13 protein-coding genes are annotated in these 13,726 nt (G+C 71.3%); 4 read left to right on the top strand and 9 right to left on the bottom strand.

Translation table 11 applies throughout. The features are described 5' to 3' along the window. Window positions 1-12: 12 nt before the first annotated feature. Complete coding sequence (locus Q343_RS0106280) at window positions 13-930, bottom strand: ROK family protein (RefSeq protein WP_029252746.1); 918 nt, start codon at window positions 928-930, stop codon at window positions 13-15. A gap of 46 nt (window positions 931-976) precedes the next feature. Here Q343_RS0106280 and Q343_RS0106275 point away from each other — a divergent pair, with 46 nt between their 5' ends. Beyond that, window positions 977-2,221, top strand: coding sequence for an ROK family transcriptional regulator (locus tag Q343_RS0106275; protein ID WP_052366949.1), 1,245 nt, complete (start codon window positions 977-979; stop codon window positions 2,219-2,221). A 74-nt stretch (window positions 2,222-2,295) separates the two neighbouring features. Here the strand turns inward: Q343_RS0106275 and Q343_RS0106270 are convergent, their stop codons facing one another. Further along, window positions 2,296-3,813: a SulP family inorganic anion transporter gene (locus Q343_RS0106270; protein WP_407946468.1), complete on the bottom strand. Its 1,518-nt coding sequence runs from the start codon at window positions 3,811-3,813 to the stop codon at window positions 2,296-2,298. 158 nt (window positions 3,814-3,971) lie between these two features. After that, window positions 3,972-4,352, bottom strand: coding sequence for a MerR family transcriptional regulator (locus Q343_RS0106265; protein WP_029252743.1), 381 nt, complete (start codon window positions 4,350-4,352; stop codon window positions 3,972-3,974). Window positions 4,353-4,499: 147 nt separating this feature from the next. On the opposite strand from Q343_RS0106265, the gene Q343_RS0106260 reads away from it, so the two are divergent. The 3 genes from Q343_RS0106260 (at window position 4,500) to Q343_RS0106250 (ending at window position 6,990) form a co-directional block, all read left to right on the top strand. Beyond that, a complete protein-coding gene (locus Q343_RS0106260) occupies window positions 4,500-4,781 on the top strand; it encodes a hypothetical protein (RefSeq protein ID WP_029252742.1) in 282 nt (93 codons plus the stop codon). 143 nt (window positions 4,782-4,924) lie between these two features. Continuing rightward, on the top strand, window positions 4,925-5,815 hold the full coding sequence (locus Q343_RS0106255; RefSeq protein ID WP_081829674.1) for a lytic polysaccharide monooxygenase: 891 nt from the start codon (window positions 4,925-4,927) through the stop codon (window positions 5,813-5,815). Between the two features lie 386 nt (window positions 5,816-6,201). Further along, window positions 6,202-6,990 (top strand): lytic polysaccharide monooxygenase, encoded by a 789-nt coding sequence (locus tag Q343_RS0106250; RefSeq protein WP_052366947.1) that lies wholly within the window; start codon window positions 6,202-6,204, stop codon window positions 6,988-6,990. Window positions 6,991-7,091: 101 nt separating this feature from the next. Here Q343_RS0106250 and Q343_RS0106245 read toward each other — a convergent pair whose 3' ends face one another. Genes Q343_RS0106245 through Q343_RS0106220 form a run of 6 tightly spaced genes read right to left on the bottom strand, consistent with a single transcriptional unit; the run spans window position 7,092 to window position 13,666 of the window. Further along, window positions 7,092-7,724 carry a histidine phosphatase family protein gene (locus Q343_RS0106245; RefSeq protein WP_029252739.1) on the bottom strand — a complete coding sequence of 211 codons (633 nt, stop codon included), beginning with the start codon at window positions 7,722-7,724 and terminating at the stop codon, window positions 7,092-7,094. A 37-nt stretch (window positions 7,725-7,761) separates the two neighbouring features. Next, window positions 7,762-8,121 carry an RNA-binding S4 domain-containing protein gene (locus Q343_RS0106240; protein ID WP_081829673.1) on the bottom strand — a complete coding sequence of 120 codons (360 nt, stop codon included), beginning with the start codon at window positions 8,119-8,121 and terminating at the stop codon, window positions 7,762-7,764. A gap of 19 nt (window positions 8,122-8,140) precedes the next feature. Further along, window positions 8,141-10,432, bottom strand: a complete 2,292-nt coding sequence (locus Q343_RS0106235; RefSeq protein WP_029252737.1) for a beta-xylosidase/alpha-l-arabinosidase — start codon at window positions 10,430-10,432, stop codon at window positions 8,141-8,143. Window positions 10,433-10,485: 53 nt separating this feature from the next. Next, a complete protein-coding gene (locus Q343_RS0106230) occupies window positions 10,486-11,382 on the bottom strand; it encodes a carbohydrate ABC transporter permease (protein WP_029252736.1) in 897 nt (298 codons plus the stop codon). After that, window positions 11,379-12,380: a carbohydrate ABC transporter permease gene (locus tag Q343_RS0106225; protein ID WP_052366946.1), complete on the bottom strand. Its 1,002-nt coding sequence runs from the start codon at window positions 12,378-12,380 to the stop codon at window positions 11,379-11,381. Before Q343_RS0106225 ends, Q343_RS0106230 begins: the two co-directional genes overlap by 4 nt. Further along, window positions 12,377-13,666: an ABC transporter substrate-binding protein gene (locus Q343_RS0106220; protein ID WP_029252734.1), complete on the bottom strand. Its 1,290-nt coding sequence runs from the start codon at window positions 13,664-13,666 to the stop codon at window positions 12,377-12,379. The genes Q343_RS0106225 and Q343_RS0106220 overlap by 4 nt, the downstream gene beginning before the upstream one ends. Window positions 13,667-13,726: the final 60 nt, after the last annotated feature.

Below are 13,726 nucleotides of genomic sequence, written 5' to 3'. Positions count from 1 at the left end.
GGTGTGCCGGCGCTACGACGCGGCCGGGATACGGTCGACGGCACCGAGCGCCAGGGCGACCGCCCCGTGCAGCGCCGCGTCGGTGCGGTAGGACGCCAGGACGACGGCGGGCGGGAACGGGACGCGACGGCGCACCTCGGCCTCGACGACGGGCAGGATCAGGCCGGCCGCGGCGGTCATCCCCCCGCCGATCGCGACCACGGCGGGGTCCAGCGTGACCGCGATGTTCGCGATCTCGCGGGCGAGGGTGAGGACGGCCTGGTGGACGAGCCCCTGGACGACGGGGTCGGTGCTCGCGAGCACGTCGGCCGACGTGAAGGCACGCCCGGTGAGCGCCCCGATCCGCGGGCCGAGGAGCCCGCCCCCGACGATCTCCTCGAGCGGCGCCGTCCCGACGGGCGTCAGCGCGGACTCGTGCGGCGTGAGGTACCCGATCTCGCCCGCGGCACGGTGCGCGCCGCGCAGGACGGTGCCACCGACGACGATCGCGGCGGAGACGCCGGTGCCGAGGTTCACGTAGAGCCCCGGGTCGGCGTCGACGAGGGCCCCGCTCCGTGCCTCGGCGAGGCCGGCGGCGTGCACGTCGTTCCAGACAGGGACGTCCGAGAATCCGAGCTCGGTGCCGACCTCCTGCGCGAGGGGGTAGTCGTCCCACCCGGGCATCGTCGGCACCAGCTGCAGGCCGCCGTCGTGCACCACCCCCGGGCTGACGGCGGCTGCCCCCGTGACCGTGAGGCCGAACCGGCTCGCGTCGGCGCCGAGATCCCGCGCCGTCGACCCGATGCGGGCGATAGCCTGGCGGGGACCGTCGCCCGCGCGGGTGGGCAGGCGCTGGCGGTCGTGCACGGCACCGTCCGGGCCTGCCAGGGCGACGTCGATCTTCGTCCCACCGATGTCGATGGCTATCACGCCGTGCGCGAGACCTGTCATGATGAAGAGTCTTTAATAAAGTCTCCTACCTGTCAATGAGGAAGCAATGACCGCGACTCCCCCGGGCGGCCCGACGGACCGCCTGCGCGCCCGACCGACCGCAGCGCTCGCCGCCGCCGTCGAGCCCGCCGGAATGCGCACCGTCAACCGCCAGGTGCTCCTCGGGCACCTGTACGAGGCCAGCCCTCTCAGCAGGCCGCAGCTCGCCCGACGCGCCGGCCTGTCGCAGCCCACGGTGCTCGCCGCCCTCAGCGACCTCGAGCGTGGCGGCCTCGTCCGCGCCGCCGGCCGGCCCGAGACGACGACCGGCCGACCGGCCGTCGTGTACGAGCCGGACCCCACCGCCGGCTCGGTGACCGCCGTCGACATCGGCCGCCGATGGATCCGGCTCGCCGTGGCCGACCTGGCGGGTGACCGGCTCGCGCGCCTCGACATCCCCAACACCGCCGCCCCGGACGACCTCGTCGACGCCGTCGGCGCAGCCGCCGAGCAGGTACGGGCCCAGGCGGGGATCACCGGCCCGTCCACCCACACGCTGATCGCCGCGCCCGGCGTCTTCCAGGCCGAGGAGCAGGCGCTGATGTTCGCGGCCCAGCTCCCGGCGTGGCAGCGGCCGGGGCTCGCGGGCGCGCTCGCCGCACGGATCGGCGGGTCGTTCGCCATCGAGAACGACGCGAACCTGGCGGCCGTCGCCGAGCACGCGACCGGCGCCGGCGTCGGGACCCGCCACATGGCCTACCTCCACGTCGGCACCGGGATCGGGCTCGGCATCATCGTCGACGGCGAGACCTACCAGGGTGCGACCGGGGCCGCCGGAGAGATCGCCTTCATGCCCGTGGGCGAGCGCATCGACGACCACGCCGCCGAGGGCAGGCGTGGCGTGCTCGAGTGGAGGTCGGCCGCCGACTCGGTGGTGCGGTACGCCGTCGACGAGGGGCTCGACGACGACGTCACCGCCGCCGAGGTGTTCCGGCTCGCGGCCGCCGGGGACCCGCGCGCGGTCGCGGCGGTCGAGACCGAGGCACGCCAGCTCGCCGACGTCGTCACGGGCGTCGCCGCGCTCCTGGACCCCGAGATGATCGTCGTGGGCGGCGGCGTCGGGCAGAACCTCGACGCACTGCTGCCCGCCCTGACCGCACGCATGGAGCAGATCACCCCGATGCGGCCGAACCTCGTGACGGCCTCGCTCGGCGAGGAGTCGGTGCTGCAGGGGGCGCTGATCAGCGGCCTGCGCGTGGCCCGCGACATCGCGTTCCTCGAGGCGACCGAGCGGCTCAGCGCCGCGACCTGAGCAGCGCTACGGGCCGGGCCGCGACCGGCGCGACGGCTGCGCCCGCCGTCAGTGCCCGTCCTCAGCGCCCGCGGTCAGTGCCCGGCGCCGAGGTTCCCCGCGAGCCGCTCGTGGCGTGCCGCGGAGTCCTCGTTCAGACCGCGGATCGTGACGGTCTTGCCCTTCGAGGCGTACTTCTGGGTGATCGCGTCGAGCGTGGCGACGGTCGAGGCGTCCCACACGTGCGCGCCCGACAGGTCGATGACGACATCTGCGGGGTCGCCGACGTAGTCGAACTGGTAGACCAGGTCGTTCGACGAGGCGAAGAACAGCTCGCCGGTGACGGCGTAGACGCGCTGGCCGTCGTCGTCCGAGGCGTCCAGGCGGGTGACGGTCGTGAAGTGCGCGACGCGCTGCGCGAAGAGCACGGACGCCACAACGACGCCCACGACCACGCCGATCGCGAGGTTGTCCGTGGCGACGGTGACGACGACCGTGGTCACCATGACCGCCGTCTCCGACTTCGGCATGCGGCGCAGCGTGCCCGGCCGGATCGAGTGCCAGTCGAACGTGCCGACCGAGACCATGATCATCACGGCGACCAGCGCGGCCATCGGGATCATCGCGACGACGTCGCCCAGCCCGACGACGAGGATCAGCAGGAACACACCCGCGAGGAACGTCGAGATCCGGGTGCGCGCGCCCGACACCTTGGTGTTGATCATCGTCTGCCCGATCATCGCGCAGCCACCCATGCCGCCGAAGAAGCCGGTGATGATGTTGGCGGCGCCCTGGCCCCAGGCCTCACGGGTCTTGTTCGAGTGCGTGTCGGTCACGTCGTCGACGAGCTTCGCCGTCATCAGCGACTCCATCAGGCCCACGAGGGCCATCCCGACGGCGTACGGCAGGATGATCTGGAGCGTCTCGAGGTTCATCGGCACGTCGGGGAAGAACAGCGCCGGCAGCGACTCCGGCAGCGCGCCCTCGTCGCCGACGGTCGGGACGGCGAGCGCTCCGACGACGGTGACGACGGTGAGCAGCACGATCGCGATCAGCGGGGCGGGGATCACGGTGGTGACGCGCGGCAGGTAGACCATGATCGCGATGCCGACGGCGACCATCGGGTACACCAGCCACGGCACCCCGAGCAGGTGCGGGACCTGGGAGGAGAAGATCAGGATCGCGAGCGCGTTGACGAAGCCGACCATCACCGAGCGGGGGATGAACCGCATCAGCTTGGCGACGCCGAGCACGCCCAGGAGCACCTGGATCAGCCCGCCGAGGAGCACGGTCGCGATCAGGTAGTCGTACCCGTACTCGGCCATCACCGGGGCGATGACGAGGGCGATCGCACCCGTGGCCGCCGAGATCATCGCCGGGCGACCGCCCAGGAACGCGATCGAGACGGCCATGGTGAACGAGGCGAAGAGCCCGATGCGCGGGTCGACGCCCGCGATGATCGAGAAGCTGATCGCCTCGGGGATCAGGGCGAGCGCGACGACGAGCCCGGCGAGCACCTCGGTGCGCAGCCGCCGGGGCGACCTGAGCGCGGCCAGGACGGAGTTCGCCTCGTCCGCCTCGGGGACGGCAGGGCTCACGGGAGCGGCAGACACGATGTGGATCCGTTCGTTCGGGCGGGACGCCCGCGCACGGGTATCCCTCGATCAGGGCAAGAGGTGGGGCGCGTCGACGCGCACGCCTCCGGGTGCGCACGGACGACGGCGCACGCGACGGAGACGACCAGAGCCTACCCTGACGTAGCGGGAGGGTTCTACCCCCCGCCGCCCTCCAACCGTCGACCGAGGTCCTCGGTCAGCGCCTCGGCGCTCGCGAGCTTGCGCCGCAGCGACGTGCACCGGTCGACCGCCCGGGCGTGGAACTCGGCGAGCGTCGCCTCGCTCGACCGCCCGTCCGCGCCCCCGTGTCCGTCGAGGACGTCGACGAGCTCGCGCATCTCGTCGAGGGAGAAGCCGAGCGGCTTCATGCCCTTCAGCACCTCGAGCCGGGCGACGTCGTCGTCCGTGAAGAGGCGGAACCCGCCGTCCGTCCGGGCCGTCGGCCGGACCAGGCCGACCTCCTCGTAGTAGCGGATCGTGCGGAGGGAGAGCCCTGTCCGCTCGGCGACCTCGCCGATCTTGTGCCGGTTGCTCACGTGGCTCCTTCCGCCGGTGGTCGATTCTATCGATCAGGTCACGACCCGGTGACGATCGGGTGCTGCGGTGGCGACCCGCGCCGATCCGACGTGTCATGGAACAGGTAACCAGGAACGACCACCACACCAAGCACCTCAGGAGCCACGATGATGCGCACGACTCTCGCAGCGGGCGTCACCGCCCTGCTGGGTGGCGTGGGCGCCGGATTCGCCTGGGCGCACGGGAACGGATTCCTCGTGATCCTGGCTGCCGTCGTGACACTTGCAGCCGCACTCGTCGCCATCTGGCCGGTCGGCACCACGGACCACACCGACGCAGCACCGGGCCACCCCCGCGCCCGGACCACGGCGCGCGAACGGCAGAATGCCCGGAATGCCGCGCTCCCGGAGCGCTCCGGCGCACGCGCCGAACGTCCCGCCGGGGCCTGACTACGCACTCCTGCGTACGCATTTCGCACAATTGTGCCCACCTGCAGCCATCCATAGCGTTCCCCGGGTGGTGAGCGCCGGCGCCGACGTCGGCCCCTGAGGGACTCCTCCCTGCCGCCACTTCACCCGACCAGGGAGTGTTGATGACGAGCACGACCATGACCAGTAGCGCCGCACGGCGCGTACGCACCGCGGTGGTGACGCTGGCGCTTGCGATCGGAGGCGCGATCGTCGCCCCGGTGGCGCTCGCACCGTCTGCCGAGGCGCACGGCTGGATCACCTCGCCACCGAGCCGCCAGGACAACTGCTCGACCGGCGCGACGCCGTTCGACTGCGGTGGCATCAAGTACGAGCCCCAGTCCGTCGAGGCCGTCAAGGGCTCGATGAAGTGCTCCGGGGACAGCGGATACGACATCCTCGACGACGAGTCGCTCGCGTGGCCGAGCACCGTCACCGGCCGCGACGTGACGTTCCAGTGGAAGCTCACCGCGAACCACTCGACGAGCACGTGGGAGTACTTCGTCGACGGAGAGCTCTTCGACACCCGCAGCCAGGGTGGCGCGCAGCCGCCGAAGGACATCAGCCACACGCTGACCGGTCTGCCCGAGGGCGACCACACGATCTTCGCGCGCTGGAACATCGCCGACACGCCGATGGCGTTCTACAACTGCGTCGACATCACCGTGACCGCGGACGGGACGGACCCGGGCACGGACCCGACGACCGACCCGACCACGGACCCCACGACGGACCCCACCACGGACCCGACCACGGACCCCACCACGGATCCCACGACCGACCCCACCACGGACCCGACCACGGACCCCACCACCGACCCGACGACGGATCCCACGACGGATCCCACGACCGACCCGGGCCAGTGCTCCGGTGAGCCGTGGTCCGACTCGGCGGTCTACGTCGGCGGTGACGTCGTGATCCACGACGGCCACTTCTGGCAGGCCAAGTGGTGGACCACCAACTCGGCCCCGGTCGCGAGCGACTGGGGTGTGTGGCGGGACCTCGGCGCCTGCTGAGCCGATCCACCGATAGACCCGGCATGACGTGAACTCCCCCTCACGTCGCGCCGGCGGCGGGGTTGTCGACACGGTCGGCAACCCCGCTGTCGTGTCTCTGCCCCTGTCGCCTCTCGGCGGCCGCGAGCGCCTACGTGGTTCCCGCAGATTGCCCTACGCCCCACCCGAATCGATTCGACGAGGCCGCGCCCCGAACTGCACGCTCACCTGCGCAAAGGCCTGTGTACGCACCCTGCGGGGCGGCCCGTGCGGGTGTCCCCGTACGGAACCTCCACGATTGCCGGGCGCACCCGGCCTCCCTAGCGTCGACAACGGTTGCGGCACCGACGCCGCCCACGTCTCGGACGAGGAGGTCCGAGATCCCGTCGACCCGAGGAGCGCCCTTCATGTCCTTGAGATCAACAGTCCGTTCCACGCCGATCGGCCGCGTCCGTGCCGCCGTCGTCGTCCTCGCTCTGGCCTTCGCGGGCGCCGTCGTGGCCCCTGCGTTCGTCGCGCCGTCCGCCGAGGCGCACGGCTGGATCACCTCGCCGCCCAGCCGCCAGGACAACTGCGCCAACGGCGCGACGTCGTTCGACTGCGGCGCCATCAAGTACGAGCCCCAGTCCGTCGAGGCCCCGAAGGGGTCGATGCAGTGCTCCGGCGGCAGCGGGTTCGACATCCTGGACGACAGCTCGAAGCCGTGGCCCCGCACGACCACGGGGTCGTCGGTGACGTTCAAGTGGAAGCTCACCGCCGCGCACAACACGAGCACGTGGGAGTACTTCGTCGACGGCAAGCTGTTCAAGACGTTCAACCAGAACGGCCAGCAGCCGCCGAGCAACATCTCGCACACGCTGACGGGCCTGCCGAGCGGCAACCACACGGTCCTCGCCCGCTGGAACGTCTCGAACACCGCGATGGCGTTCTACAACTGCGTCGACCTCAACGTGAACGGAACCGGGCCGACCGACCCGACGCCGGACCCGACCACGGATCCGACGACCGACCCGACGACCGACCCGACGACGACCCCGCCGGACTGCTCCGCAGCGGCCTGGTCCGGCTCGACCGTCTACACCGGTGGCAACCAGGTCAGCCACGACGGGCACCTCTGGCGAGCCAAATGGTGGACGCTCGGCGACACCCCGGCTCCGAGCCAATGGGGAGTCTGGCAGGACCTCGGGGCCTGCTGACCGAGAACCGCTGAGCCCGCACCCGGCCCCGGGGTGCACGGCGTCCGCCCTCACGGATGCCGTGCACCCCGGGGCCGTCCGCGTGAGCGAGCCGTGCGCAGTCAGTCCTCCCGCACGTTCCAGCCGGCGATCACGTGGCGCTCCCGCTCGAACGCGAGCGTGCTGACGGTGGCCGTCTCGAGCACGAACCGCGACCCGTCGACCGGCGCGAGCTCCAGCCACATCGCGGTCAGGACCCGGAGCAGGTGCCCGTGCGCGACGATCAGCACGTCCTGCCCGTCGCGGAGGTGCGGCTCGATCCGCCGCACGACGGCGCTGGCCCGCCGCGCGACGTCGTCGACGGTCTCCCCGGGGCTGGGCGGGTCCACGACCTGGGCGCTCTCCGGCAGGTCGATGTGCACGCCGTCGGACCACAGCTCCCAGTCGTACCCGACGATCTCGCGGATCTGCAGCGTCGAGATCCCCTCGGTGACCCCGTAGTCCCACTCGACGAGGTTGTCGTCGACCTGCACGTCGCTGAACCCGGCCAGCTCGGCCGTGCGCCGTGCACGCTGCAGGGGGCTGACGAAGACGTGGCTGATGTCGCGGTCGGCGAGCATCGGCCCCGCGGCCCGGGCCTGCCGCTCACCCCGCTCGGTCAGGGGAAGGTCGGTCAGGCCCGTGTGCCGGCCGTCGCGGCTCCACTCGGTCTCACCGTGGCGCAGCAGATAGGCCCGTCCGTACTGGTTGCTCATGCCGCCACTGTGACACCGGGTGCACGACGACGCGCGCTCAGTCGCGTCCCCGGAGCCGGTCGATCTCCCGGCGTTCCCGCTTGGTGGGCCGTCCGGCGCCCCGGTCACGGACGCCGGCGGGAGCGACGGCCTCGGGCGGCGGAGGCGGCGGCGAGTGGTCGACGTACGCCGCGACGGCGACCGACGCACCGACCCGCTTGGCGAGCAGCTGCACCACCTCGACGTCCCGGAACCGGTGGTCGGCCCCGCGGAACGAGACACGGCTGCCGATCACGACCTTGGCCGACGGCTTGACCCGTACCCCGTCGATCCGGACGTGACCGGCCCGGCACGCCGCCGTCGCGATCGACCGGCTCTTGGTCAACCGCACGGCCCACAACCAGCTGTCCACGCGCATGGTCCGAGTCTGGCACGCCTCAGGCGCGCTCCACCCTGACTCCCACGACCCGCGGGTCGTCGACCGTGACCGCGTGGGCGGGGCTGTCGACGACGATCGAGGCCTCGGACTCCCGGGTCGCGCAGTCGGGGCCGACCCAGAGCTCGACCTCTCCCGGCTCGACCACCCGCACCATCGAGCGATCCGTGAAGGCCAACCTCGTCGTGGGGACCTCGAGGTGCACGACGGCGGACTCCCCCGCGGCGAGGTCGACGCGCGCGTACCCGAGGAGCAGCGCGACGGGGCGCGGGATCGAGCCCACGACGTCGTGCGCGTAGAGCTGGACGACGTCGGTCCCGGCGCGGTCGCCGGTGTTGGTCACGCGCACCGAGGCCGCGAACGTCCCACCGCTCGCCACCCGGGCGTCGGCGACAAGACCGGTGCGCTCGAACCTGGTGTACGAGAGCCCGAAGCCGAACGGCCGGGCGGGGGTCGAGTCCGTGCTCGTGACCTCGCTGGGGCCGCCGAGCGTCGGGTGCAGGTACGAGTACGGCTGGGCGCCGCCAGAGCGCGGGAGGGAGACCGGCAGGCGGCCCGACGGGCAGACCCGCCCGGTGATGATGCCCGCGAGCGCCGTCCCGCCCTCCTCCCCGGGGAAGAAGGCCTGCAGCACCGCCCCGTCCTCCAGCATGGGGCCGACGGCGTACGGTCGTCCGGTCAGGAGCACGACGACGGTCGGGGTACCGGTCGCGCGGACGGCCTCGACGAGGTCGGCCTGCACGCCAGGGAGCTCCAGGCTCTCGGCATCGTTGCCCTCGCCGACGGTGCCGCGCCCGAAGAGGCCCGCCTGGTCCCCGAGGACGAGCACCGCGACGTCGGCCGCGGCGGCGTCCTCGACCGCGGCCGCGAACCCCGAGCGGTCGTCCCCGTCCACGTCGCAGCCCGCGGACACGGTGATCTCGGCGTCTGGGAGCTCGGAGCGCAACGCCTCGGCGACGGTCGGGATCTCGAACCCGAGCTCGGTGCCGGGGTGGTGGGCCAGGACGTGGTTGGCGAACGAGTAGCACCCCATGAGCGCCTCGGCGCGGTCCGCGTTGGGCCCGACGACGGCGACACGAGCGGGCGCCGGACGCCCCGGTGCGACAAGGGGCAGGACGCCGTCGTTCGCGAGCAGCACCACGGACTCCTCGGCGAGCCGGCGCGCGATGGCCCGGTGGCCCGGCGGGTCGAGGTCGACGACTGCCGGGGGCTCGTCGTCGAACGTCTCGTCGAGCAGGCCGAGCTCCTCCTTCTGACGCAGGGCCCGGAGCACGGCACGGTCGACCAGGTCCTCGTCCACGAGCCCGTCCCGGACACGCGCCGCCAGCGGTTCCAGGTACGCGTCGCCCGTGGGGAGCTCGATGTCGACGCCGGCGGCGAGCGCGAGGCCCGCGGCCTCGCCGAGATCGGCGGCGACCTTGTGCATGACGTGGAGGAAGGCGACCCCGAAGTAGTCGGCGACGACGGTCCCGTCGAACCCCCAGCGGTCGCGCAAGATGCCGGTGAGGTACTCCTCGCTGGACGCCATCGGGACGCCGTCGACGTCGACGTACGCCTGCATCACCGACCGCACCCCGCCGTCGAGCACGGCCATCTCGAACGGCGGCAGCAGCACGTCGGCCATCTCCCGGGGGCCCGCGGACACCGGGGCGTGGTTGCGCCCCGCGCGGGAGGCCGAGTACCCCGCAAAGTGCTTGAGGGTGGCGTGGACGCCGGCGCCCTGCAGTCCGCGGACGTAGGCGGTGCCGAGCGTGCCCACGACGTACGGGTCCTCGGCGATGCACTCGTCGACGCGACCCCAGCGGGGGTCCCGGACGACGTCCAGCACCGGGGCGAGCCCCTGGTGGATGCCGAGCTCCCGCATGGATCCGCCGATCGCCGACCCCATCTCCTCGACCAGCCCCGGGTCGAACGAGGCGCCCCAGGCGAGCGGGGTCGGGAACGTGGCGGCACGCCACGCGGCCAGCCCGGTCAGGCACTCCTCGTGCACGAGCGCCGGGATCCCGGTCTCCGCCACCAGCCTCCGCTGCTCCGTCCAGAGCCACCGGGCGCGTTCGGCCGCGTCGACCGGGCGGGTCCCGTACACGCGGGTGAAGTGCCCGATGCCGTGCCGGGTGATGTCGGCAAGGTCCTCGGGCACGCCGGACATCTCCCCCTGCATCGGGGCCACGACCTCACCACCCTGGTCGAGCCAGTACCCGACGATCTGGGCGAGCTTCTGCTCGAGCGTCATCCGGGCGACCATCGCCCGGACACGGTCAGATGCGGCGGCCGAGGCCGTCCGGTCCGTCATCGGAGTACTCCTTCGTGGGTCGGGTGCACGGTGCACCTCTACAGTCTGATAGCTCATCCCTTGACCGCTCCCTGGAGCCCGTTGACGATCCGCTTCTGCATGGCGAGGAAGAAGATCAGGGCCGGGATCATCGCCAGGGTCGTGAATGCGAAGACACCTGCCGTGTCGGCCGAGTGTTCGCTCGAGAAGTCGGCGACGCCGAGCGGGAGCGTCTTGGTCTCGTCCTGGAGCAGCAGCAGCGGGAGCAGGTACGAGTTCCAGGACCCGACGAACGCGAGCACCCCGACCGTCACCATGCCCGGGCCGGAGAGCGGCAGCAGGATTCGCCAGAAGAAGCCGACGCGCGTCGCACCGTCAAGGAGTGCAGCCTCCTCGATCTCGTCGGGCAGCGCCATGAGGAACGGGCGCAGGATTACCACCGTCATCGGCAGCCCGAACGCCGCCTGGGGCAGTGCGACACCCCACCACGTGTTGCCGAGGCCGAGGTCTCGCGACACGAGGATGAAGAGCGGGATGATGGCAACGGTCGCGGGGAACAGCAGGCCGGTCACGAAGACCATGAACAGCTTCTCGCGACCGCGGAACCGGTAGCGCGCGAGCGGGTAGGCCGCCATGACGCCGAAGAGCACGACGAGCGCGGTCGTGATCACCGCGATGGCCGTCGAGTTGAGCGTATAGCGCCAGAAGTCCGGGTTCGAGAGCACACCGACGTAGTTCGTGAGCACCCAGGGGTCCGGCATCGCGGCAGGTGCCTCCGCGAGCTGCGCGTTGGTCCGGAAGCCCCCGAGCACCCCGTAGACGACGGGCCCGAGCGTGACGGCCACGACGACGAGAGCGATCCCGTACACGAGCGGACCGGCGTCGTGGCGGGGCCGACGGCGCCGGGAGCTGGTCTCGGCCCGGTGGGCGGGCCCGGTGGTCACCGGGCCGGGTCGGGTCGTGGTGCTCATCGCTTCACCTTCTTCTCAGGACGGTCCGCGGCCGTGTCGCGGCGCAGAACGAGTCGCTGGTAGAGCAACGCCATCACGAGTGCGACGACGAAGAGGATCACGGACGCAGCCGCAGCAGTGCCGTAGTTCTGCCTCTTGGTCCCCTCGGTGATGAGGAACGTCGCCATCGTCATGGTCGAGTTCGCCGGCCCTCCCTTGGTCAGGATCCAGACCATGTCGAAGAGCTGAAGCGAGCCGATCATCGACAGGAACGCCCACGTCCGGATGGTCGGGCCCAGGAGCGGGATCGTGATGCTCCGCTGGGACTGCCACCAGCTCGCGCCGTCGATCTGTGCGGCTTCGTGGAGCTCCGGCGGGACGCCCTGCAGCCCGGCGAGGAAGAGGATCACGGCGAGACCGAGGTACTTCCAGGTCAGGACGACGATGACTGTCGCCAGCGCGTAGCGCGGGTCACCGAGCCAGCCTTGCTCGGGGCCCTGGAGCCCGACCGCCGCGAGCAGCGTGTCCACGACGCCGTAGCGCGGCTGGAGGAGTTGGAACCAGATGACCCCGGCAATTACCTCGGCCAGCACGTACGGCACGAAGATGATGGTTCGCAGTGCTCCCTGCCCCCACATCGTGCGGTTGAGCAAGAGCGCGATCGCGAGGCCGAGCGGCAGCTGCAGCGCGATCGACGCGACCACGATGATCAGGTTGTGCACGAGCGCGTCGGTGAAGACCTCGTTCTGCAGCACGGCAACGTAGTTTTGGAGCCCGACGAAGTCGACGAGCGGCCCAAAGCCCTTCCAGCGGTAGAGCGAGAACTGGATGGCCTTGGCGATCGGCCAGACGACGAAGAACCCGAACAGGCACAGTGCGGGCGCGACGAAGAAGAGGATCTCAAGCCGCATCCGCAGGGACGTACCGCCACCGCTGCGGAACTGCCGCGGCGCGGCCGCCGGTCGTGCCGCAGCACGATCGGCGACCGCGGTCGAACCGTCGAGGGACACCGGACTCACTTCTCCGCGTCGGCCGCGGCCTGCGTGGCGTCCACGACGTCCTGCGGGCCGGCCTGGCCGGCGAACATCAGCGCGATCTCGTCGTTCATCGCCCCGCCGACCGAGGGGCCGAACGCGGTGTCGAAGTAGAGCTGGACGTAGGGTGCTGCGTCGCGCACCTCGAGAAGCTGGGCGAGCGCGGGGTCGGCGACGAACTCTGATGCGCTGCTGTTCGTCGGCAGTCCCATGTCTAGCTCGGCAAATCGCTTCTGCACGTCATCCGACAGCAGGTACTCCGCGAGCTCGACGGCCTCGTCAGGTGCGTCCTGTGAGACAGCCCACGCATCGCCGCCGCCGAGCGCCGCGTCCGGAGCGCCCTCTCCCCCGTCGACCGATGGGAAGGCGAACCATCCGGTGTCGTCACCAAGACCCTGCTCGTCCTCGGTGAGACCCTGCATGACGCCAGGCTCCCAGTGCCCGGCGAGCTCCATCGCGACCTTGTCGGTGGCCAGGAGACCCGAGGCGCTCGTCGGGCCCGACTGCGCCGGGGTCGAGAGGAATCCGGCGTTGAAGGGTTCAGTGCCGACCAGTTGCTCCAGGTCGCCGCCTGCGCGGACAAAGCAGTCGTCAGAGAAGTCGAGCGTGCCGACCGCGTCAGAGAGCACCTGCTCGGAGCACTCGCGCATCGCGAAGTAGTACCAGTAGTGCGCTGCTGGCCACTTGTCACCCGCGCCCACCGAGACCGGCGTGATTCCGGCGTCCTTGAGCTGAGCAACGGCGTCGTCGAACTCGTCGACAGTCGTCGGGGGCGTGTCGATGCCGGCGTCCGCGAACAGCGCCTTGTTGTACCAGAATCCGACGACTCCGACGGAGAAGGGCAGGCCGTACGTGCGGTCGTCGACCTGCCACCCGGCGATCGAGCCGCCGATGCTGTCGATCGTCTCGGGGACTAGGTCGGTCAGGTCCTTGGTGAGGCCCGCCTCCACGTGGTCCTGCAGCTCACCGCCACCACGTTCCATGTAGAGCGACGGCGCCTCGCCGCTCTGGAAGGCAGCGTCGAGCTTGGTGAGCATGTCCTCGTGCTGCATCGCGCTGACCTCGACGACGACGCCGGGGTGCTCCGCCTCGAACTCCGCGGCCACGTCGTCGTAGAACGTCTTGCCCTCGCCGGTGTTGGCGTTGTGCCACCAGGTGATGACGACATCGCCGTCGGCGTTCGTCGTGGAGCCGTCGTCACCGCCGCAGGCGGTCAGCAGCCCGATGCTCGCCGTCAGCGCGACGGCGGTTGCGAATCGTGCGGTCCTCATGGGATTCCCCTCGGTCGTCATTGACTGAACGGTCGAAGTCTCACCCCGGGTCATGGTGCG

This window comes from Paraoerskovia marina DSM 21750 (genome assembly GCF_000701465.1).
Lineage (GTDB): Bacteria > Actinomycetota > Actinomycetes > Actinomycetales > Cellulomonadaceae > Paraoerskovia > Paraoerskovia marina.
The sequence above is the reverse complement of the archived record's forward strand: the minus strand, read 5'-3'. Positions and strand labels throughout refer to the sequence as shown.